21 protein-coding genes are annotated in these 19,999 nt (G+C 69.9%); 7 read left to right on the top strand and 14 right to left on the bottom strand.

Translation table 11 applies throughout. The annotated features are described in order from the left end of the window. Positions 1–17: 17 nt before the first annotated feature. The 9 genes from AB5I40_RS13565 to AB5I40_RS13525 form a co-directional block, all read right to left on the bottom strand. Positions 18–344, bottom strand: coding sequence for a hypothetical protein (locus AB5I40_RS13565; RefSeq protein WP_370938847.1), 327 nt, complete (start codon positions 342–344; stop codon positions 18–20). Continuing rightward, positions 341–1,144, bottom strand: coding sequence for a DUF692 domain-containing protein (locus AB5I40_RS13560; RefSeq protein WP_354748418.1), 804 nt, complete (start codon positions 1,142–1,144; stop codon positions 341–343). Before AB5I40_RS13560 ends, AB5I40_RS13565 begins: the two co-directional genes overlap by 4 nt. Next, the gene (locus AB5I40_RS13555) at positions 1,137–1,967 is read right to left on the bottom strand and encodes a TIGR04222 domain-containing membrane protein (protein WP_370938846.1); all 831 of its coding nucleotides are present in this window, start codon (positions 1,965–1,967) and stop codon (positions 1,137–1,139) included. The genes AB5I40_RS13560 and AB5I40_RS13555 overlap by 8 nt, the downstream gene beginning before the upstream one ends. A 48-nt stretch (positions 1,968–2,015) precedes the next feature. Further along, a complete protein-coding gene (locus AB5I40_RS13550; protein WP_370938845.1) occupies positions 2,016–2,969 on the bottom strand; it encodes a TIGR04222 domain-containing membrane protein in 954 nt (317 codons plus the stop codon). A gap of 99 nt (positions 2,970–3,068) precedes the next feature. Next, complete coding sequence (locus AB5I40_RS13545; protein ID WP_370938844.1) at positions 3,069–4,001, bottom strand: TIGR04222 domain-containing membrane protein; 933 nt, start codon at positions 3,999–4,001, stop codon at positions 3,069–3,071. 112 nt (positions 4,002–4,113) lie between these two features. Next, positions 4,114–4,542 carry a peptide-methionine (R)-S-oxide reductase MsrB gene (gene msrB, locus AB5I40_RS13540; RefSeq protein ID WP_370938843.1) on the bottom strand — a complete coding sequence of 143 codons (429 nt, stop codon included), beginning with the start codon at positions 4,540–4,542 and terminating at the stop codon, positions 4,114–4,116. A gap of 19 nt (positions 4,543–4,561) precedes the next feature. Further along, a complete protein-coding gene (locus tag AB5I40_RS13535; protein WP_009075657.1) occupies positions 4,562–4,867 on the bottom strand; it encodes a hypothetical protein in 306 nt (101 codons plus the stop codon). A 50-nt stretch (positions 4,868–4,917) separates the two neighbouring features. Beyond that, positions 4,918–6,498 carry a protein kinase gene (locus tag AB5I40_RS13530; RefSeq protein ID WP_370940512.1) on the bottom strand — a complete coding sequence of 527 codons (1,581 nt, stop codon included), beginning with the start codon at positions 6,496–6,498 and terminating at the stop codon, positions 4,918–4,920. 165 nt (positions 6,499–6,663) lie between these two features. Further along, positions 6,664–7,338, bottom strand: a complete 675-nt coding sequence (locus tag AB5I40_RS13525; protein WP_370938842.1) for a TVP38/TMEM64 family protein — start codon at positions 7,336–7,338, stop codon at positions 6,664–6,666. Positions 7,339–7,375: 37 nt separating this feature from the next. On the opposite strand from AB5I40_RS13525, the gene AB5I40_RS13520 reads away from it, so the two are divergent. The 3 genes from AB5I40_RS13520 (at position 7,376) to AB5I40_RS13510 (ending at position 10,489) form a co-directional block, all read left to right on the top strand. Further along, positions 7,376–8,398 (top strand): DNA polymerase domain-containing protein, encoded by a 1,023-nt coding sequence (locus tag AB5I40_RS13520; protein ID WP_370938841.1) that lies wholly within the window; start codon positions 7,376–7,378, stop codon positions 8,396–8,398. Between the two features lie 193 nt (positions 8,399–8,591). Continuing rightward, positions 8,592–8,984, top strand: a complete 393-nt coding sequence (locus AB5I40_RS13515) for a DUF6221 family protein (protein ID WP_370938840.1) — start codon at positions 8,592–8,594, stop codon at positions 8,982–8,984. Positions 8,985–9,493: 509 nt separating this feature from the next. Continuing rightward, complete coding sequence (locus AB5I40_RS13510; protein WP_370940511.1) at positions 9,494–10,489, top strand: MsnO8 family LLM class oxidoreductase; 996 nt, start codon at positions 9,494–9,496, stop codon at positions 10,487–10,489. Here AB5I40_RS13510 and AB5I40_RS13505 read toward each other — a convergent pair. Both AB5I40_RS13505 and AB5I40_RS13500 read right to left on the bottom strand, forming a co-directional pair. Beyond that, complete coding sequence (locus AB5I40_RS13505; protein ID WP_370938839.1) at positions 10,486–11,142, bottom strand: maleylpyruvate isomerase N-terminal domain-containing protein; 657 nt, start codon at positions 11,140–11,142, stop codon at positions 10,486–10,488. The genes AB5I40_RS13510 and AB5I40_RS13505 overlap by 4 nt on opposite strands. A gap of 41 nt (positions 11,143–11,183) precedes the next feature. Next, the gene (locus AB5I40_RS13500) at positions 11,184–12,776 is read right to left on the bottom strand and encodes a PucR family transcriptional regulator (protein ID WP_370938837.1); all 1,593 of its coding nucleotides are present in this window, start codon (positions 12,774–12,776) and stop codon (positions 11,184–11,186) included. A gap of 117 nt (positions 12,777–12,893) precedes the next feature. On the opposite strand from AB5I40_RS13500, the gene pruA reads away from it, so the two are divergent. Beyond that, positions 12,894–14,522 carry an L-glutamate gamma-semialdehyde dehydrogenase gene (pruA, locus tag AB5I40_RS13495; RefSeq protein ID WP_370938836.1) on the top strand — a complete coding sequence of 543 codons (1,629 nt, stop codon included), beginning with the start codon at positions 12,894–12,896 and terminating at the stop codon, positions 14,520–14,522. 15 nt (positions 14,523–14,537) lie between these two features. After that, positions 14,538–15,467, top strand: coding sequence for a proline dehydrogenase family protein (locus AB5I40_RS13490; RefSeq protein ID WP_370938835.1), 930 nt, complete (start codon positions 14,538–14,540; stop codon positions 15,465–15,467). Positions 15,468–15,546: 79 nt separating this feature from the next. On the opposite strand, the gene trxA is transcribed toward AB5I40_RS13490, so the two are convergent. After that, positions 15,547–15,918 carry a thioredoxin gene (gene trxA, locus AB5I40_RS13485; protein WP_116205014.1) on the bottom strand — a complete coding sequence of 124 codons (372 nt, stop codon included), beginning with the start codon at positions 15,916–15,918 and terminating at the stop codon, positions 15,547–15,549. An 87-nt stretch (positions 15,919–16,005) separates the two neighbouring features. On the opposite strand from trxA, the gene AB5I40_RS13480 reads away from it, so the two are divergent. Both AB5I40_RS13480 and AB5I40_RS13475 read left to right on the top strand, forming a co-directional pair. Beyond that, positions 16,006–16,245, top strand: coding sequence for a DUF2630 family protein (locus AB5I40_RS13480; RefSeq protein ID WP_182890496.1), 240 nt, complete (start codon positions 16,006–16,008; stop codon positions 16,243–16,245). A gap of 71 nt (positions 16,246–16,316) precedes the next feature. Then, the gene (locus tag AB5I40_RS13475) at positions 16,317–16,904 is read left to right on the top strand and encodes a TetR/AcrR family transcriptional regulator (protein ID WP_370938834.1); all 588 of its coding nucleotides are present in this window, start codon (positions 16,317–16,319) and stop codon (positions 16,902–16,904) included. Between the two features lie 346 nt (positions 16,905–17,250). Here AB5I40_RS13475 and AB5I40_RS13470 read toward each other — a convergent pair whose 3' ends face one another. Further along, positions 17,251–18,819, bottom strand: a complete 1,569-nt coding sequence (locus AB5I40_RS13470) for an alpha/beta hydrolase (RefSeq protein WP_370938833.1) — start codon at positions 18,817–18,819, stop codon at positions 17,251–17,253. A 102-nt stretch (positions 18,820–18,921) separates the two neighbouring features. Beyond that, positions 18,922–19,995 carry an ATP-dependent DNA ligase gene (locus AB5I40_RS13465; RefSeq protein ID WP_370938831.1) on the bottom strand — a complete coding sequence of 358 codons (1,074 nt, stop codon included), beginning with the start codon at positions 19,993–19,995 and terminating at the stop codon, positions 18,922–18,924. Positions 19,996–19,999: the final 4 nt, after the last annotated feature.

Here is a 19,999-nt window from a genome sequence, read left to right as displayed (position 1 = left end):
ACAAAAACGGAACGGCCTCAGCGGCGAAACCATCTGCGCCGGGGTTTGGGCAGGTCACCGCAGGCAATGAGCCACTCCGCGAACGCGTCGGCATACTCTCGAGCCCGGATCGAAGTCGTCTTAGGACGCTCCGCGGCGTAGGCGTCGAACAACGGCCGATACCGCGAGCCCAGCGTCTCAGGCAGGTCCGGTCGCAGGTACGCCACCAGCCGCCGCCGCTTGGCGAGCAGCACGTCGGCCTCGATGCGCAACCGCGAGGCATCGAAGCCGGACGGTGCCTCGGCCCCGGTCAACAGGCTGTCCAGCAACGCAGCCTGCCGAGCAGCCAGCTCTTCCCGGCTCACAGCGTCACCGCGGTCCGCAACGCGACCAGTTCGGCAGCGAGCTCGGAATCGGTGGGATAGTCGTCGTCGCGCTCCAGGAGAACACCCGGCGGATCCGTACGCCGACGCAGTTCGGAGAGCAGATCCAGCACCTCCGGCAGCACTGGATGCGCGTGCGTGTCGTGATAAACCCCGTCGCGCTCCACGCCGCCCGCCATGTGCACGTACGCCAGCCGCTCCCACGGAATCCCGTCCAGGAATGCCACCGGATCGGTACCCACATTGCGCGCGTTCGCGTACAGGTTCGCGACGTCGATGATCAGCAGACAGCCGGTCCGTTCGGTCAGCTCGGTGAGGAATTGTTCCTCGGACAACTCGCTTTCCGGCCATTCCAGCAGCGCGGCGATGTTCTCCAACGCCAGCGGAACGTCCACAATGGACTGAGCGAGCCGGACGTTGTCCACCAGCACGTCCAAGGCCTCGCGCGTGCGCGGCAACGGCATCAGGTGCCCGGAATCGAGCCCGCCAGCGCGGACGAAGCACACGTGGTCGCTGACCAGCGGCGCGTCGAGGACCCGGGCCAGCTCGGCCAGGTGCTCCACCCGCGCGGTGTCCAGCGGCTCGGCCCCGCCGAGTGACAGCGACACCGCGTGCGGCAGCACCGGCATCCCGCGATCCTTCAGCGCCAGCAGGCTTTCCGGCAGATGCGGGGCGTGCAGGTTCTCCGCGACCACCTCGACCCAGTCGACGCCCGGCAGCCGCGCGATCGACAGGTCCAGTTCCGGCCGCCAGCCGATGCCGATCCCCAGCCGGTCAGCCACCGCACCCACCTCCGCCTCCGCATCCGCCGCCACCGCCGCAGGACGACCCGCCGCCGGACGAGCTTCCCGCACCGCTCTTCAGCGCCAAGCTTGTCGCATGGTCCGGATACAGCGCGAACCCGCCCAGCGCGACCAGCGAAGCGGCTCCGACGAGCAGCGCGCCGGCCTGTGCCCGCTGGGCCGCCGGGTCCGTCCGAACCGCCGCGACCATCGCTCGCCCGGCCTTCGTCAGATGGACCTTCGGCCGCTTGCGGCTGGTCACCGCCAATACCAGGAGAATCACGGTGACCGCCAGCAGCACCGTCAGCCCACCGGTCGGCCGGTGCAGCGCAGAGCCGTTCGCCCAGCGCACCAGACCGACCAGGAGCACGGCAACGTAGACAAGAACCACGCCCGTCGCGAAGCGGGCCGAAGCGACTGCGACCAGGCCGCGCTGGCGGAGGTCGTTCCCGATGCTCCGCACCGGCACGGAGACCGCCTCTGCCGTGCGCAGCGTGGCGGCTGTCTGCGGCCGTTTCCGCACAGCCGAATAGACCGCCTGCTCAACCGGCCCTGTCGGCGCTCCGGAGACAGCGGTGAGCTGACCCCTGGTATCGACCCGCAGCAACCCGCGCTCCAGCAGTCCCGCGATCGCCGTGTCGACCGCGCGATGGTGCCCGCCGGCGAGGAAGGCGAGCTGGTAGACGTCGAGCGGCCGGTGCACGTCAGCGGGCGCTCTCGGCCCGACGCGCGGCCAGGCCAGCTGCACCGCCAGCGTCAAGGCCAGCGCCGCTCCGTAGAGCGCCAGGAACTGCGGGCCGGAGATCCCCCACGGCTCGTGCACGGCGTCTCCCTCCTCGGTCCGGATACCCTGCTGACGCCTGGACCGCGTCTATCCGCCGCAGCCGCCCCCGCCGCCGCAACTGCTGCCTCCGCCGCACGAAGACCCGCTGCTGCACGAGGAACCGCTGCTGCACGACGATCCGCCGCTCGAACCGCCGCCTCCGCTCCAACCGCCTCCGCCGCCGCTGAGCAGCGCCGTGCTCATCTCGTCGTCCGGGTACAGCGCGATCCCGCCGAGCGCGACCACCGCCGCAGCCCCGACGAGCAACGTTCCGCCGCCGTTGCGGCCTGTGGAGACGAACTCCTCAGGCCGTTCCTGCGCGGCTTTCGCGTCTTCACGGGCCCGCACCACGACCGCGTGGCCCGCGTCGGTCGCCTGGGACGTTTTCTTGCCCTTCCGGGACGTGAACGCGATCAACGTCAGGATCCCGGCCACGAACAGCAGCCCGATCAGCCCGCCGATCGGCCGGTCCAGCTGCGCTCCGTTGACCGCGCGGACGATGCCGATCAGCAACAACGCCGCGTACGCCACCACAACGCCCGTGCGGAAGCCGTCCAGTCCGTCGCCGAGCACGGTCACCAGCCCGCGCCGCTCGAGGTCCTCGCGGATCTTCTCCACTTCTGGCTGGACCACCGGCGACTTGCGGACCATGGCCACGGTCGCCGTGCCGCTCTTCGCGGCGTCGTGCACCGCGCGTTCCAGCCTCTTGCGAGACGGTCGCTTGCCGATCGCGCTCAGCTTGCCCTTGCTGCTCACCCGCAGGAGTTCCTGCTCCAGCAGGGTCGCGATCGCGGTGTCTACTGTGCGATCCGCGCCGCCGGCCAGATAGGCGAGCTGGTAAACGTCCGGCTGCAGCGGCGCCTCGACGACGACGGCGGGCGCGTTCCGCTGCCGGGAGCGCGCGATCGACGGCCAGCTCAGCTGCACCAGCAGCACGATGGCCAGCGCCAGGCCGAAGATCAGCAGGAATTGCGGGCCGGAAATGCCCCAAGGTTCGTCCACGGTGTCCCCCTCTTTTCCGCGTTGCCGGAACCCTAACCGGACCGTTGCCGGAGGCTGTCGGCAGAACTGACGCAGCCGCTGTCCGATTCGTTCCCCGGCTCAGCTGTTCCCGCCGCCGCAGCCCCCGCCGCCTCCTCCGCACCCGCTGCCGCAGCCGGATCCGCACCCCGAACCGCCACAGCCGGACCCGCAGCCCACTCCGCCGCCACAGCCCGAGCCGCAACCAGCCCCGGCGCCCCAGTACCCCGCCGCTCCGGAGAACCCGCCCGCGACGCCGGTGCCCGCGACGGCAGCCCGCGCCTGCCGGGTCGCCGGGAGCCCGCGGAGCAGCGCGACCCGCAGCTCGCGATCCGGATGATTCGAAAGCCCGCCGACCGCGACGTTCCCGGTCAGGCCGCTGATCAGGCTCTGGTCCGGCCACGCCGCTTCGACCGCCGCGCGTCCGGCCTCGGTCGGCCGGGTCCATCGGGCAGCCCGGCGACGGGACAGCGCACTGAACGTGAACCACCCCGGCAGCAGCAGCGAAATCAGCACAAAGCCGTTCAGCCCGCCGACAAACGCCGCGACCCCGGCCGCCGTCAGCACTGCTTCTTCGATCGCGGTCCACTTCCACACCCGTTGCAGCGCTTGGCCGTCGACGAGCAGACCGCGCTTGGTCAGGTCATCGACCAGCTCGCGGACCGCATCTCCCCAGACCAGACCGCGCAGCACCGTCGCGATTCCGACCCCCGTACCGGCCAGCTCGGCGGCTTCCCGGCTCAGGTCGTCGGACGGTTCGGTCGGCGTGCGATACAGCCGTCCAACGGAGTCTGCGCGCAGCTGCTCCCGTTCCAGCATCGAAGCGACCGTCGTTTCGGCGACGCGGATCGGGCCGTCCGTCAGCAACGCGACCTGGGCCGCGGACGTCAGCCGGGTTTCGGGATGCCTGCCGCGGCGCAACCGGGCGGCCGTCCGCAGCCCGAGCCACCAGCAGACCAGCGCCAGCACCAGGATCAGCGCGGCCGGCGTCGCGCGTTCGATCGTCCACTCCATCACGGACCCCCTCCGGATGAACAATCCACGCTACCTGCCCGGCCCGGGTTGCCGCCGGATGAAAAAACCGCCCTCCCCGGAACGGGAAGGGCGGTCTTGGGGGACCCGGGCGTCAGTCGCCGGAGTCCTCGACGAGCTTCAGGGAAATCGAGTTGATGCAGTAGCGCTGGTCTGTCGGAGTCGCGTAGCCCTCGCCCTCGAACACGTGCCCGAGGTGGCTGTGGCACGAGGCGCACAGCACCTCGATGCGCCGCATGCCCATGGTGCGGTCCTCGCGCAGCAGCACCGCGTCGGAGTCCGCCGGGTCGTAGAACGACGGCCAGCCGCAGTGGCTTTCGAACTTCGTGTCGCTGCGGAACAGCTCCGCGCCGCAAGCCCGGCACTCGTACACGCCGGTGGTCTTGGTGTCGGTGTACTCGCCGGTGAACGGCCGTTCGGTGCCGGCTTGCCGGAGCACCGCGTACTCCTCGGGGCCCAGCTGCTCCCGCCATTCCTGGTCGGACTTCACCACGCGGGGAGTGGTGCCGACGACGGGTTTCATACCTTTCACCCTTCCCACGTTACCTGGACAGAAAAGCGACCGTGTGCAGCGCGATGTCCCAGGCGGTGACCAGCAGCCCGAGCACGATCAGCACCACGACCAGCGCGGACACCCAATAGCGGAGCCCGCCGGTGCGATTGCTGGACTCGGCGAAGTCGGCGACCTGGTCCAGGCACGCCTCGACGGTGAAAGTGGGCCCGGTGCGCTCCATCCGGTCGAGATGGGCGGCGAACGCACGGGCCTCCGGGTCGTACGGATCCAGCCCGACCAGATCCTCGTGGAACCGAGGATTCCAGCCCGGCGGCAGAGCTCCGTTCTCGGCCATGCCTCAACGGTAGGCCATTCGCCTCGTCGGACCCACCTCTGCGGCGAGTGTCACTGCGCGGGCGCGCCGCTTCCGAGACGGGGATCGCTGTTGATCATCAACGCGCCGTCGGGTCCGGCGATGACCTGCACGACCTTCTGCATCGGCGCACCGCCCTCCGGGGTGAGGGTGATCTGGACGTCGGCGGAACCGTCAGGATTGTTCTCGCGCTTGTAAACGCTGGCACCCTTGTAGCCGCTCAGCTTGTTCTGGTCCCAGTACGTGGCGAAAGCGGTCTGATCGCCGAAGGCCGCCTGCGCCGACGGGGTCAGCATCGCCCACGCAGTGGGCGATCCGACGTTCTGGTAGAAATTCACGACTTGGGTGCCTGCTGGCCCCCACTGCACGGTGCCGCTGGATTTGACCGGGGGTGCTGAAGAACTCGGCGTGCTCGACGGAGTCGCCGGAGCGGAGGAGTTCGACGCCGGCGGCTGCGCGTTCGACGAACTGCCGCTCTTGCCCTGGCTGCTGCTCAGCACCAGGAACACCACCAACGCCACCACGACAACCGCCGCAGCTCCGCCAGCGAGGAGCGCCATCTTCTTCTTCCGCGCCGCCGCAGGCGAAACCCGTTCCCCCGACCCGGAACCGGAGTAATTCGGCGCAGCAGCAGTCGGCGCCGGCCGCGCCGCAGGCTGCGGACGCGGCGGAGTGCTGGGCGCAGGCCGCGACGGCGCGCCCATCGGCACGAACGCCGCAGTCGGCGTGCGAGGCGGGTTCGACGGAGCCTTCTGCGGGGGTGCTGGCGCCGCTGCACCCGTACGTGCCCACGGCGGCCGGGACCCGTTGCTGCCCGGACCGCGATTGCCCGACAGCAACTGCTGCGGCGCGGCCGGTTCCCCGGTCGCCAGCGCGGCCAGCCGCTCGCGTGCCTCGGCCATGCTCGGCCGCTCGGAAGCCTCGCTGCGCAGCAGGCTCATCAGCAACGCAGTCGCCGGACCGGCCTGCGTCGGCGGGTTGACCTGGCCGTTCGCCGCCGCGTACAGCAGCGCGAGCTGGTTCGTGGTGTTGCCGTACGGGGTCTGTCCCTCGATCGCCTGGTACAGCGTCGCGCCGAGGGCGAAGACGTCCGAGCTGGGCACCGGGTCGGCGCCGCGGGCCAGCTCCGGCGCGAGGTACGCCGGGGTGCCGCCGATGAGGCCGGTCTGGGTGAGCGTCATGTCGCCGGCCGCGCGGGAGATGCCGAAGTCGGTGATCTTCGCGGTGCCGGTTTCGTCGATGAGGATGTTGCCGGGCTTGACATCCCTGTGCACGATCCCGGCGCGGTGCGCGGCCACGAGCGCCGCGGCGACCTGCTCGCCGATCCGCGCGACCTGGCCGACCGGCAGCGTGCCCTGTTCGGACAGCACCGCGGACAGGCTCGGGCCGTTGAGGTACTCCATCACGAGGCACGGGTCGCCGCCGTGCTCGGCGACGTCGAACACGACGATCGCGTTGGGGTGCTGGAAGCGGGCGGCGTTCTTCGCCTCGCGCATGGCGCGCTGGCGCATGTTGTCGCGTTCGGCCTCGGAGACGCCCGGCTGCGGCAGGATTTGCTTGATCGCCACGGATCGCTCCAGGCGCACGTCGACGGCACGCCACACCACGCCCATGGCACCGCTACCAATGTGCTCGACGAGGCGGTAGTGCCCCGCGATCAGCTGCCCGGTGTCGATGACGCCCGCTCCTGACGAAAGTCCCGTGATCGTGTTCGTGCGCAGCACGGATGCCCCTCGCGCACCCGGACGAGTGTAGCGGTCGGAAGTACCTGCCCGCCGTCAGCCAGCCGGTGCCGACGGCACGGGAGCCTCCGGCTCGGCGGCCGGGACGCGCTTCCTCAGCACTCGCACCAATCCTGCCGCGCCGAGTGCGGCGAAGACCGCGTAGCAGGCCAGCAAAGCGGGCGGCGTGTCGCCGGTCAGCGCGTCCGCGAAAACGACCACCGCGACGGTTCCGGGGACGCTGCCGAGCGCCGTTCCGGCAAGGTAGGAAAGGAGTTTCACGGACGAAACGCCGCACAGGTAGTTCATCACCGAAAACGGGACGACCGGGATCAACCGCAGCGATGTGATGGCGAGCACGCCGCCGTCGGACAGCCTGTCGTTGACGGCCCGCACGGGTGCGCGGTGGAGGTGCCGGAGGATCAGGTCCCGGCCGAGCAGCCGGGCCAGCCCGTACGCCAGCGCGGCGGCGATCGTGGTGGCCGCCAAGGCGATCAGCACTCCGGCGACGCTGCCGACGAGCAATCCGGCGGCCAGATTGAACACCGTGCGCGGAATGGGCGCGACGGTGAGCAACGAGTAGGCCACGAGGAGCACCAGCGGAGTCATCGATCCGGTTGCCGCGGCCCAGGTGCGCAGCTGCGCCGGGCCAGGGATCGGCAGCCACAGCGCGGCGGCGCCGAGAAGAGCTAGCACGACCAGGGCGACGATCAGCTTGGTTCTCCCGGACACCCCGCCACGGTACGGCACTCGCGGCTACGGTGGCCGCATGGCCAAAAACGGCGATCCGGTCGAATACCAGGTGGGGGAGCGCACCGTCCGGGTGTCGAGCCCGGACAAGGTCTATTTCCCCGAACGCGGCATCACGAAGCGGCAAGTCGTCGAGTACTACCTCGCCGTGGCCGAGCCGTTGCTGCGGGCGATCGGCGAACGGCCGACCACGCTGAAGCGCTACGTCGACGGCGTCACCGGCGAGTGGTTCTACGCCAAGCGCGTGCCCAAGGGCGCGCCGGACTGGCTCGAAACCGCGCGGATCACCTTCCCGTCCGGCCGCACCGCGGACGAGGTCTGCCCGACCGAGCCCGCGGTGTTCGCGTGGGCGGCCAACCTCGGCACCTTCGACTTCCACCCCTGGCCAGTGCGCCGTTCCGACGTCGACCATCCGGACGAACTGCGAATCGACGTCGACCCGCCGGAACGCGCCGGGTTCGCCGACGCGGTCGAGGTCGCCGGCGTGGTCCGCGAGGTGCTCGCCGACGCCGGGCTCACCGGCTACCCGAAGACCTCCGGCGGCCGCGGCGTGCACGTCCTCGTGCGGATCCGCCCGGAATGGGACTTCATCGCGGTGCGGCACGCGGTGATCGCGCTCGGCCGCGAGGTCGAACGGCGGATCCCGGACAAGGCGACGGTCTCCTGGTGGAAGGAGGAACGCGGCGGCCGCGTCTTCCTCGACTACAACCAGGCGGCGCGGGACCGGACGGTCGCGTCGTCCTGGTCCGTGCGCGGCACCCCGCGTGCGACTGTTTCGACGCCGCTGACCTGGGATTTGCTCACCGGCGTCGACCCGGACGATTTCGACGTGCTCACTGTCCCCAAGTTCCTCGCCGAGCACGGCGACCTGCACGCGCCGATGGACGAGACGGCGTTCGGGCTGGAGACGCTGCTGGAGTGGTACGACCGCGACGACCGCGACCTCGGCGGCGCGGAACTGCCCTACCCGCCGGACTATCCCAAGATGCCCGGCGAACCGAAGCGGGTGCAGCCGAGCAAGGCCCGATCCGACCAGGCGTGATCGTCCGATCGCCGGGTGTGATCACTCTGGGTGATCAACATCGCGAGGAATTTCTGTGATGTTTTCGCAGGTCGTACCGATTTTTCCGAGGTCGATTACCATGGGAGGCGCCGCTAGCTGGTAACGCGCCGGGGTCGAGGTGCGACTATTGCCGGGGCCGGGCGGGGGCCGGGATCCGGAGGAAGGAGACGTCGTGGACGACCTGATCGCGTTCCTCGCCGCGCGCGTCGGACAGCGGCAGGCGCTGATCATGCAAGCGGTGCAGAAGGGCAAGGCCGGAGAGCCGCTCACCCGCGGAGAGGCCAAGGTCGGGCTGGAGGAGCGGGTCCGTTCGCTCGGCGATCTCGAGCTCGACGTGGTCAATCAGATGATCAACGAGATCGAGGCCACTCGGCGGATCATGCTTGCTCATCGGACCACGGTGTCGGAGAAAGTGCCCGGGTTTCCGTTGTATGGCAGTGAGTATTGGTGCGAGACCTGTCATGTGCCTGCGGACGAGGCTGGGTCTAACTGGTGCTTGACGTTGCGGTTGCTGGCGTTGCCGTATGCGGAGCATCCGGATTACAGCGAGCGGTGGAGGCCGTAGGTTCGGCTCGTCGCCTGGCGGCGACATTGCGCCCTTGGTTGCGTAGGGCACCCCGAAGCTGATTGTGATGACGGGCGGCGGGTGCTTGTCAAGGCGGGAAAGATGCCTTGACAAGCACCCGCCGTCCGCGTTTTTGGCTTCGTATCGGGGTGCGGGGGTGGTGTGGGTGCCTCGATTTGGGTGCATCGGCTGCGGTTTCGGGCGGGGGCTAGCGCCCCAATGTGGCATTGGGTGCGTCAGATGCACCGAACGCCGCATTGGGTGCGTCGCATGCACCCAATGCCACATTGGGGCGCATCGCGGCGGCGAGCGAGTGGCGGTGGTCCGTGAAGGGCTCATTGAGGGAATCTGATTCCGTGAAGGAGCCCCTCACGGAAGGAGCCCCTCACGGAAGGAGCCCCTCACGGACTGCTGCGGGTCGTGAGGGGAACCCTGAGGGAATCAGAGTCTGTGAGGGTGGCCCTCACGGACGTCGGCGCGGGAATTCGGGCTGTGCGGACGGCGTTGGCCTGAACGTGGACGTTCCGATTTCCGTGCTGGACCGGTCGCCCGTGCGGCGAGGGCGGGGGACCGCGCAGGCGATCCGGGACACCGTCGCCTTCGCGCGGGACATCGAGAAGCTTGGCTACCACCGGTTTTGGGTTTCCGAACATCATGGCGTGCCTGGGGTCGCCGGGTCCGCGCCCGCGGTGCTCGCGTCAGCCGTTGCCTCTGCGACTTCGCGCATCCGCGTCGGGTCCGGCGGCGTGATGTTGCCCAATCACCGTCCGTTCGTGGTGGCTGAGCAGTTCGGGATCCTGGAGTCCTTGTTCCCGGGGCGGATCGACCTCGGGATCGGGCGTTCGGTCGGGTTCATCGAGCCGGTGCGGCGGGCGCTCGGGCAGGGCAAAGACGCAGCCGACGGCTTCGACGGCCAGGTCCGCGAGCTTCTCGCGTTCTTCCGTGGCGAGCACGACGGCGTGCACGCGATCCCGGCCGAGGGGCTGTCGGTGCCGGTGTTTCTGCTCGCGACTGGTGCGGGCGCGGACCTCGCTGCGGCGCTGGGGCTGCCGCTGGTGATCGCTCCCGCGCACGGTCAGCGTGCGATGGCGGAGGCGATTTCGCGGTACCGCGATACGTTCCGGTCCGATGTGGACGATCCCTATGTCGTCGTGTCGACAGCGGTCGCGGTGGCGGATACCGCAGCGGAAGCGCGGCGGCTGCTGTTGCCCGAGGCTTGGTCCACTGTGTACTCGCGCAGCCATGGTGTTTTCCCGCCGCTTTCGCCTGCGGACGAGATTCTGGCGTTGCCGATGACTGATCGGGAACGCCGTCGGCTCGACGACACGCTGGCCGGGCAGATCAGCGGCACTCCGGACGAGGTCGGCGAACGTCTCGATGACCTGGTCGCCGCGACGGGGGCGGACGAGTTGCTCATCAGCACCAGCACTTACGACCCGGCCGCGCGCGTCGAATCGTTTGCCGCGCTTGCTGAGTTGACTGCGGCGGAACGGCTTTCGGTTTAGCCGAGGACGATCGGCAGCTTCTCCGCCAACGAGCCGAGCGCCGTTTTTTCGTCCTCGGTGGCGGCGCGGCGGCCGGTCGCCACGAGGAGTGCGCTTTGGTCGTCCAGTGCCGACGGCAGGGGCGAGCCCAGCGCGGTCTCCACCGTCCGGCGGGTCGCTGCCAGGCAGTCCGCGTCTGGACCGTCCACTCCGGACAGATGCATGACCAGGTCCAGGTGGTGCAGCGTGGCTTCCACGACGTAGGTCTCGAAATAGTCCGCGACCGTCAGCACGTAGTCGCGGGTTTCGACCTTCGACGCCGGGTCCGCCAGCTTCGCGGCGCGTCCGGCTGCTTGGGCGAGGTCGTCGAAGTGGTGCGCCAGCCAGGCGGTGGTGCCGTAGCTGACGGCCGCGCGTCGGGTGAACAGGCCTTCTTCGTCCATGCCGGTCGGCAGGTCGGTGCCGATGTCCCAGTATTGGGCGGCGGTGTGCGTCGGCTCGGCTTCGGAGGGGGTCGCGAGCGTGATCAGGATGTCCTGCGCGTCGATGACCAGGTGGAACACCAGGTCCTGCACCACCCAGCCGGTGCAGCCCGACGGGGCCAGCCACTGCCCGCCTTCAAGCGATTTCACGGCGTTCTGAAGCGCGTTCCAGGAGCGGAAGAAGAGGTCCACGACGGCACTTTAGCGATCACGAACCTCCTCGGCATCCGGTTTTACAGTCGCAGCAACAGTTCGGTGAGCAGCCGTTGCGCTGGATCAGTCAGGTCGATCCCGGACACCTCTGACGCCCGGCGCACCCGGTAGCGCACGGTGTTCGGGTGGATGTTCAGCGAGCGTGCGGCTGTGCGGACGTCACCGAAAGCGTTCAGGTACGCCAGCACCGCGGGCACCAGAATGCCGCCGTGGTCGGTGTCGTGGGCGCGCAGTTCAGCGAGCCGGGGATCGCGCAGGCGAGGTTGATCTCCCAAGTAGGACAACACTTCTGACAACAACACATCGGCCCGGACGTCGGCCAGCGACGCGACATCGGACGGCCAATGCCCGCGGGTCATCGCCACCAGCACCCGGTCGGCGTCGCCACGCGACAACGCTGCGTCGGACAGCCTCGGCACAATTCCGCCGAGCGCGGCGCGGACGGGTGCGTCGAGGTGTTTCCGTGCCGCACCAACGATTTCCTTCGCCAACGCCAGCACGGGGGCATCCGAGTGTTCCGGCAGATCCGGGAGCAACGCGTACACCCGGCCGCCGAGGACGCTTACGAGCGCAGTCCTCCGATAGGCCGCAGTGTGTACCGCGATCAGGTGCACCAGTTCGGCTCGGCGCAGCAACCGGTTCGAAGCGGCGGCGGACTCCTGTCGGGAGAGCGTGAACGCCAACACCTGCGCTGGGCGAGCTGGATCGGCACCGATGTCGTCCGCGACGGATTCGGCGTCGACGCGTCCTTCCAGCAGTCCGGCCAGCAAATCCTCGCGCAGCCGCAGTTGCGGATCGGGCAGGGTTCGCGCGCGGATCAGTTGCGGGGCAAGGGTTCGGCTCGCGCCGAGCAGGGCGACCTCGGCTTGTTCGGTCAGCGGCTGCGCGCCTTCCTGCACCCAGATCGTGCCGAGCGGCTGCGACCCCGCGTGGATCCCGGCGGCGATGCGGCGGCGAATTCCCAGTTCCGGGCGCTCGTCCACGCGCACGATTCCTTCGCCGGCCCGCAATCGCTGGTAGACGCCCCATTCGCGGAGGATCGCGAGGTATCGCTCCGGCCCTTCGCGGCCCAAGATCGACAACCGCCGCAGCTCGTCGACCTCGTCGCCAGCTCTTGAATACGCCAGCACGCGGCTCGCGGTGTCCTCGATGCTGACCAGGCCGCCGGTGAGCGTCGCGACCGTCTGGGCCAGCGCGAACAGGTCGCCGAGCACCTCGCCGGTTTCCGCTTCGCCGCCCGCGCGCGCCGCGTCGACCACGCCCCGCGCCAGGGCCTCGACCTGCTCCCACCGGGCTTCCGCGCCGACGGTCAGCAGCGCGACGCCAGCGTCGGCCGCGACGTCCGTGCCGCCTTCGCCCTTTACCGCCACCGCGGCCGCCCCCGCGCGTCCGGCCGCTCGGATCGCCGCGGCCGCCGACCGGCCCCGCGCGCCGATCACCAGGACCAGATCGCCGGGGTGGGGTTCGGGCGGGTCTTCGGGGTCGAGGATCACCACGTCCTGCACCGGAACGCCCAGTCCGCGCGGCGCGACGAGGACCCGCACGAGTGGTTCGCCGAGGGTCGCGAGCACGTGCCGCAGCGAGGTGCCGGCGAAGGGCTCAGCGGTCGTCATCGCGTAGGCCGATCGGACAAAACCATATGGGCGATTCTAGCCGCTTGAACAAACCCCTGAACGCCGCGCAGCGTTATCTTTCGGGCAACCGACGAGTAAGCCAACGAGGGAGCCGCCGTGGACGCCGTGACCCAGACCCCCGCCCCGAAGAACGAGCCGGTGCTGATGTACGCGCCGGGCAGCGCCGAGCGCGCCGAGCTGGAGGGTGCGCTGAAGAAACTGGGTCAGGCCGGTCCCGTCGACCTGACGGTCACCGTCGGCGGCGAGCAGCGCGCGGGCGGCGGCGAGAAGATTGACGTTGTCCAGCCGCACAACCACGGCCACGTTCTCGGCACCATCCAGAGCGCCACGAAGCAGGATGCGAGCGACGCGATCGCCGCTGCCGCGAAGGCCGCTCCGGAGTGGCGTGCGCTGTCCTACGACGACCGCGCGGCCATCCTGCTGCGCGCCGCCGACCTGCTGACCGGCCCGTGGCGCGCGACGCTGAACGCGGCCACCATGCTCGGCCAGTCGAAGACCGCGACGCAGGCCGAGATCGACTCCGCGTGCGAGCTCGCCGACTTCTGGCGCTTCAACGTCGAGTTCGGCCGCAGCATCCTCGACCAGCAGCCGGTCAGCTCGCCAGGCGTGTGGAACCGGATGGAGCACCGTCCGCTCGAGGGCTTCGTGTACGCGATCACGCCCTTCAACTTCACCGCCATCGCCGGCAACCTGCCCACCGCGCCCGCGCTGATGGGCAACACCGTGCTGTGGAAGCCGTCGCCGACGCAGAGCTTCGCCGCGCACCTGACCATGCGGCTGCTCGAAGAGGCCGGTATGCCGCCGGGCGTGATCAACCTGCTGCCGGGCGACGGCAAGGCCGTCTCCGAGGTCGCGCTGACGCACCGCGACCTGGCGGGCATCCACTTCACCGGCTCCACCGCGACCTTCCAGCACCTGTGGGGCACTGTCGGCGCGAACATCGCCGGTTACCGCAGCTACCCGCGTCTCGTCGGCGAGACCGGCGGCAAGGACTTCGTGCTCGCGCACCCGTCGGCCGACATTGACGTGCTTCGCACCGCGCTTGTCCGCGGCGCCTTCGAGTACCAGGGCCAGAAGTGCTCCGCCGCTTCGCGTGCGTACGTGCCGCGCAGCATCTGGGAGCAGCTGAAGGACGGCCTTGCTTCCGAGACCGCCGCGCTCAGCTACGGCGACGTGACCGACCTGTCGCACTTCGGCGGTGCCGTGATCGACCGTCGCGCCTTCGACAAGCACGCCTCGCTCTTCGAGCGCGTTAAGAACGACAGCGAGGTCGAGATCCTCGTCGGCGGCACTGCGGACGACAGCGTCGGCTACTTCGTGCAGCCGACCGTCCTCGTGTCGACGAACCCGAAGCACGAGATCTTCAGCACCGAGTACTTCGGCCCGATCCTGTCGGTCTACGTGTACGAAGACGCTGAGTTCGACTCCGTGCTGAAGCTGGTTGACGAGACCGCTTCGTACGCCCTGACCGGTGCCGTGATCGCGAACGACCGCACAGCTGTCGCGAAGGCGTCTCAGGCGCTGCGGTTCGCCGCGGGCAACTTCTACGTCAACGACAAGCCGACCGGTGCCGTCGTCGGCCAGCAGCCGTTCGGCGGGGCGCGCGCCTCCGGCACGAACGACAAGGCCGGTTCGGTCTTCAACCTGCTCCGCTGGACGAGCCCCCGCTCGATCAAGGAGACGTTCGTGCCGCCGACCTCCGTGCGCTACCCGCACCAGGGCTGAGAAGGAGACACCGCCATGCTGCGTGCCCCGTTGCTCGCTGCCGCTCGTTCGCAGCGGATGCGTGCGCTGATCGAAGCGGTACCGGTCACCCGGTCCGTAGTGCGCCGGTTCGTGTCCGGCTCGGCTACCGCCGACGCCGTGCGCGCGGCACGGGAATTGGCCGCCGACGGCCGGAAGATCACCATCGACCACCTCGGCGAAGACACCACTGACGCCGCGCAGGCCACCGCCACGGTGCAGGCGTACGAGGAGTTGCTGACGGCGCTGTCCGAACAGGGCCTCGCCAAGGGCGCGGACGTCTCGGTGAAGCTGTCCGCGGTCGGGCAGTTCCTGCCGGGCGACGGCGAAGGCGTCGCGCTCGAGAACGCGCGGAAGATCTGCGCGGCGGCAGACGCGGTCGGCGCGACGGTGACGCTCGACATGGAGGACCACACCACCACGGACTCGACGCTCGGCATCCTCCGCGAGCTGCGCGCCGAGTACCCGTGGGTGGGCGCGGTGCTGCAGGCATACCTGCACCGCACCGAGCAGGACTGCCGCGAGCTGTCCGGTCCCGGGTCGCGCGTGCGGCTGTGCAAGGGCGCTTACGCCGAGCCGGAATCGGTGGCGTTCCAGGACAAGTCCGAAGTGGACAAGTCCTACGTGCGCTGCCTGCGCGTCCTGATGGCGGGCAAGGGCTACCCGATGGTGGCCTCGCACGACCCGCGGATGATCGCGATCGCGGGCAAGCTCGCGGCCGACGCCGGGCGCACGGCCGGCGACCACGAGTACCAGATGCTGTACGGCATCCGGCCGGAGGAGCAGAAGCGGCTTGCCGGCGAGGGCGAGACGATGCGCGTGTACGTGCCTTGCGGCGACGAGTGGTACGGCTACTTCATGCGGCGGCTGGCCGAGCGGCCGGCGAACCTCGCGTTCTTCCTGCGCGGGCTCGTCACCCGGTCCTGAACGACAACGAAGGCCCGGCACCCTGGTGGGTGCCGGGCCTTCGTTGTTTCCCCGGATAACGCGCCTGCGGTGGCTGGGCTCAGGCCTGCTCGGCTTCTTGCGCGGCGGCGGCCTTGCGCACCTCGTCCATGTCGACCTCGCGGGCCTGGCGGATGAGGTCCTCCAGCGCGGCTTCCGGAAGGGCACCGGGCTGGGAGTAGATGAGGGTCTTGTCGCGGATCACGGCGAGCGTCGGGATCGAGCGGATGTTGAACGCCGCGGCGAGCTGCTGCTCGGCTTCGGTGTCCACCTTGGTGAAGGCGATGTCGCCGTGCTTTTCCGACGCCTTCTCGAACACCGGTGCGAACTGGCGGCACGGGCCGCACCAGCTTGCCCAGAAGTCGATCAGCACGAACTCGTTGTCGGTCACGGTCTGGTCGAAGTTGTCCGCGGTCAGTTCCACTGTGCTCATGGGTGGTTCAACGAACGAGCCGGGTGGGGAATTCCCCGGGGCGCGGTAGCGTCCTGGTGGGTGTCCGACGCTGTCTTGGAGGTTGATGTGGCTGACGGGATCTTGGGGCGGATCGACGAGCTGATCGCGGAGGAGAAGGAGCTGCGCGACCGGGCGATCGGCGTCGGGTTGTCCTCGGACGACCGCGAGCGGTTGCGCCGCGCCGAAGAGGAGCTCGACCAGTGCTGGGACCTGCTGCGGCAGCGGCGGGCCCGCGTCGAGTTCGACGACGACCCGGACGAGGCTTCGGTGCGTTCGGTCGGCGAGGTCGAGGGGTACCGGCAGTAGCCCTCCGCCGATTAAAGCTAACTGTTAGCTTTTGGTTATCGGCCAGGTTTTGTGGCTGATAGCATCCGCGGATGAGTGAGCCGTCCGGGCGGCGCGAGCGCAAGAAGGCTGCGACCCGCCAGAAGATCGCCGACACCGCGCTCCGGCTGTTCCTCGAGCGCGGGTACGACGAGGTGGGCATCCGGGACATCGCAGCCGAAGCTGATGTCGCGGTGACCACGGTCTTCTCGCACTTCGCCTCGAAGGAAGCGCTGGTCTTCGAGCAGGACTCGAACTTCGAGGAAAACCTGCGGGGAGCGGTCGAAGGGCGGGAGCCCGCGGAGCCGCTGATCCCCGCGTTGCGGGGCGAGATCCAGGCGCTGGTGCGGCATTGCACGGCGGACAGCGTCGCGCCGGTCTGGCGGATGATCGACGGATCGCCCGCGCTGCGTGAGTACGAGGAATCGATGCGGCTGCGGCACGCGGAGTCGCTGGCGGCGGCGATGGCGGCCGATCCCGGGCTCGGGCGGACTCCGACGGCGTGTCGCGCGATCGCCCGGTTCGTGGTCGACGCCTATTCGGTGGCTCGCGAGGCGGCCGATCCGGAGGCCGCGGTGGACGAGGTGTTCCGGATGATCGAGGCGGCCTGGGCGGCGGCCAGTCCTGTTGTGTCCCGTTAGGACGGGCTGGGGCGGCCTGGCTTGCCGGGTTCCCGGCCGCGAGTGGCGGAATTCGGTTCGCTGCCGCGGTTTTCGGCACTCGCGGTGATATCTGCTTGCTCGGGCGGGTGAGGTAATCCGGCCGGGTCGAGTGATGCACTGTCGAACAGGTGTTCGAGATACTGATGGGGTGTTCGAAACGACTTCGGCGGGGCAGCCCCGGTCCCGCCACCTCAGACCACAGCGGGGCGAACGACTCGGCCGGATGCTGCGCGTGGGATGGCAGCGCTGTCTCGGTCGGATGGCCTCGCTCAGCCGCTGCGTCGCCGCGGAAACCGCGAGGCGCAGGAGGAAGAACGACCGATCTCTAGGCGGGGCAGAGAGTGCCGTTGTCCGGGATCTTGCCGTCGATCAGGAAGGACTGCGCGGCGGAGGTGACGCAGGGAGACTGGCCGACCGCGCCGTGCGCGACACCCTGCCAGGTGACGGTCACGGCGCTGGGCATCTGGTCCGCGGCCCGGGTGGTGCCGATCTGCGGCGTCACCGGGTCGGTGGCGGTGGCGGCCACGAGGATGGGCGGGGCGCCGGGCGCGCCGGCGGGAGGCAGCGCCTCGCGGCGGACCGGCCAAGCGCCGCACCAGGCGAGTTCTTGAGCGACCGCCGCACCGAATTGCGGGTATTTCGCGCGCATCGCCGCAGCTGCGCGGTCCAGCTGATCGGCGGGCAGCCGGGTGGTCGAGTCGTTGCACCGGGTCGCGATGGTGCCGCCGATGCGCGACGTGCGTCCGCGGATGTCCGCGACGATCGGATTCGCGAAGCCGGCCAGCGCGGTGATGTCGCCGTTCTTCGCGGCGTTCAGCGCGTCGGCGAGAGCGGGCCAGTTCGACCGGTCGGCGAGTCCTTGGTACACCGCGTAGGTCGCCACGCCCGGGCTCATCGTCACGCCGTCGTCAGTGTCCACCGGGGACGTACGGAGCCGGTCGGTCACCGTCTTCAGCGCGGCTTTCGCATCGCCCATCGGGCAGTTGCGGGCGGCGCAGTCGGCGGAGAAGGCATCGAACGTCGACTGGGCGCCGGCGGCCACCGCGTCGAGCACGGCCGCTCGGTCGGCGCCGGGGTCCGGGATGCCGTCCAGCACCATGCGGCCCACCTGCGCCGGATAGCGCACCGCGTACTCCGAAAGCACCTTCGAACCGTCGCCGCGGCCGAGCGCGTTCAGCCGGTCCAGGCCCAGCTGTTTGCGCAGCTGGTCGAGGTCTCCGGCGGTGCGCCAGCTGTCCAGCGCGGTCTGCGCGGTGTCGAGATCGAGCGCGCACTGCTGGCCTGCCCGGCGAGCCGCGTCGAGCACCTCGCCGAGGCCGCCCTCGGCCGGGTCCGCGCCCAGCAGGTCGGATCGCACTTCCAGCGGCACGCACTGCACTCCGCCGGACAGCCCGGTGCCGCGCCGGTCCACGCCGATCAACGAGAACTTCTTGAGGAATTCCGGCGGCAGTTTCGTCGCCAGGCGCGCGGCGAACAGCGACCCCGGCTCGCCTCCGATGTCGTTGACCACCACGAGCGGGATCGGGCCGTCGCCTGCCTTGAGCACGAGGACGCGGGCGAGCAGATGCTGCGAGTCGTCGGGCGCGTCGAGCGGGGAGGTAAGGCGCGCGCAGCTGACGCGCAGCGAATCGGGCAGCGCCGGAGCAGCCATCCGCTGCCGGGTGTCCGCGTCGCAGTTGGCCCACCGCAGAGCGGACTTCTTGGGCTCGGTCAGCGGCGGCAGCGGCACCGCGGCGGCGCTCGGGGGCGGCGCGGTGGTGGCGCGCCCGTCGTTGTCGATCACCGCGGGCCGCACGGAGGGCCCGCTGGTGCAGCCGGCCAGCAGGAGCACTCCCAGCGTCGCCGCCGTCAGCCGGGCGCGCGAACGGGAACGGCTGGGGGAACGGCGGTGCACGGGCTGGTCCTCACGTCTGCTCGGCGGAACTCTCTGACGAGCTTGGCACGCCTGGTGTGGGAAGCCAGTGAGCGGGTCCTGCGGCGTGTCCGGGCGGCCCGGTCAGCGGGTCCGCACGACCTCGCCCCGGAACACCGCCGACAGGTCGTACCGCGCCGGCTCGTCCAGCTGCGAGTAGCCGCACGACGACGGCTCCCGGTCCGGCCGCCAGCGCGCGAACTGGGCGGTGTGCCGGAAGCGCGACGGATAGCCGCCCTCCGTGTGCTCGTACGAAACCTCCACCACGCGCTCCAGCCGCAACGGCACCCACGGCTGTTCCTTCGACCGCCAGCGCGTGATGCCGCCCGGGATCCGCTGGCCCTCGCGGACCGCGTCGCCCAGCCACGGATGTCCTTCGCCGTCAGTGATCAGCGGGGCCAGCTCCTGCGCCAGCTCGCGGCGACGCGCGACCGGGAACGAACCGACCACGCCGACGTGGTGCAGCAGCCCGTTGTCGTCGTACAGGCCCAGCAGGAACGAGCCGACCGCCTCGCCCGGTTCGCCGTCCACGTGCCAGCGCAGACCCGCCAGCACGCAGTCCGCGGTGCGGGAATGCTTGTACTTGAACAAAACCCGCTTGCCCGGCGAGTACGGCTCGCCCAGCGGCTTGCCGATCACGCCGTCCAGCCCGGCTCCCTCGAACAGCTCGAACCAGTGCCGCGCGGTCTCCGGATCCGTCGTCGCGGGCGTCAGCGCGATGCCCGGCAGCGACTCGAGCCGTTCGCGGCGCGTCGAGAACGGCTCGTCCACAAACGACTCGTCGCCCAGCGCGAGCACATCGAAAGCCACGAACTGCGCGGGCGACTGCTCGGCGAGCAACTGCACGCGGCTGTCCGCCGGGTGGATGCGCTCGGTCAGCGCGTCGAAATCGAGTTTGCCGTCGCGGGCCACCACGAGTTCGCCGTCGAGCACGACCCGCTCCGGCAAGGAGTCCCGCAGCGCGGCGAGCACCTCCGGGAAGTACCGGTTCAGCGGCTTCTCCGCGCGCGACTGAAGGGTGATCTCGTCGCCGTCGCGGAAAACCAGGCAGCGGAACCCGTCCCACTTCGGCTCGAAAAGCAGGCCGCCGGAATCGGGGATCGCTTTCGCCGGCTTCGCCAGCATGGGCTTGATCGGTGCCTGCACGGGGAGGGCCATGCGG

Source organism: Amycolatopsis sp. cg13, assembly GCF_041346965.1.
In the GTDB taxonomy this organism is placed as follows: domain Bacteria; phylum Actinomycetota; class Actinomycetes; order Mycobacteriales; family Pseudonocardiaceae; genus Amycolatopsis.
Note: the sequence above shows the minus strand (reverse complement) of the source record. Positions and strands in the feature narration are given on the sequence as shown.

Coding starts and splice junctions, on each gene's coding strand:
- AB5I40_RS13545 (WP_370938844.1), bottom strand. CDS start 4,001: ATGGAGTGGACGATCGAACGCGCGACGCCGGCCGCGCTGATCCTGGTG.
- msrB (WP_370938843.1), bottom strand. CDS start 4,542: ATGAAACCCGTCGTCGGCACCACTCCCCGCGTGGTGAAGTCCGACCAG.
- AB5I40_RS13535 (WP_009075657.1), bottom strand. CDS start 4,867: ATGGCCGAGAACGGAGCTCTGCCGCCGGGCTGGAATCCTCGGTTCCAC.
- AB5I40_RS13530 (WP_370940512.1), bottom strand. CDS start 6,498: ATGGGCGTGGTGTGGCGTGCCGTCGACGTGCGCCTGGAGCGATCCGTG.
- AB5I40_RS13520 (WP_370938841.1), top strand. CDS start 7,376: ATGGCCAAAAACGGCGATCCGGTCGAATACCAGGTGGGGGAGCGCACC.
- AB5I40_RS13500 (WP_370938837.1), bottom strand. CDS start 12,776: ATGACGACCGCTGAGCCCTTCGCCGGCACCTCGCTGCGGCACGTGCTC.
- AB5I40_RS13490 (WP_370938835.1), top strand. CDS start 14,538: ATGCTGCGTGCCCCGTTGCTCGCTGCCGCTCGTTCGCAGCGGATGCGT.
- trxA (WP_116205014.1), bottom strand. CDS start 15,918: ATGAGCACAGTGGAACTGACCGCGGACAACTTCGACCAGACCGTGACC.
- AB5I40_RS13475 (WP_370938834.1), top strand. CDS start 16,317: ATGAGTGAGCCGTCCGGGCGGCGCGAGCGCAAGAAGGCTGCGACCCGC.
- AB5I40_RS13465 (WP_370938831.1), bottom strand. CDS start 19,995: ATGGCCCTCCCCGTGCAGGCACCGATCAAGCCCATGCTGGCGAAGCCG.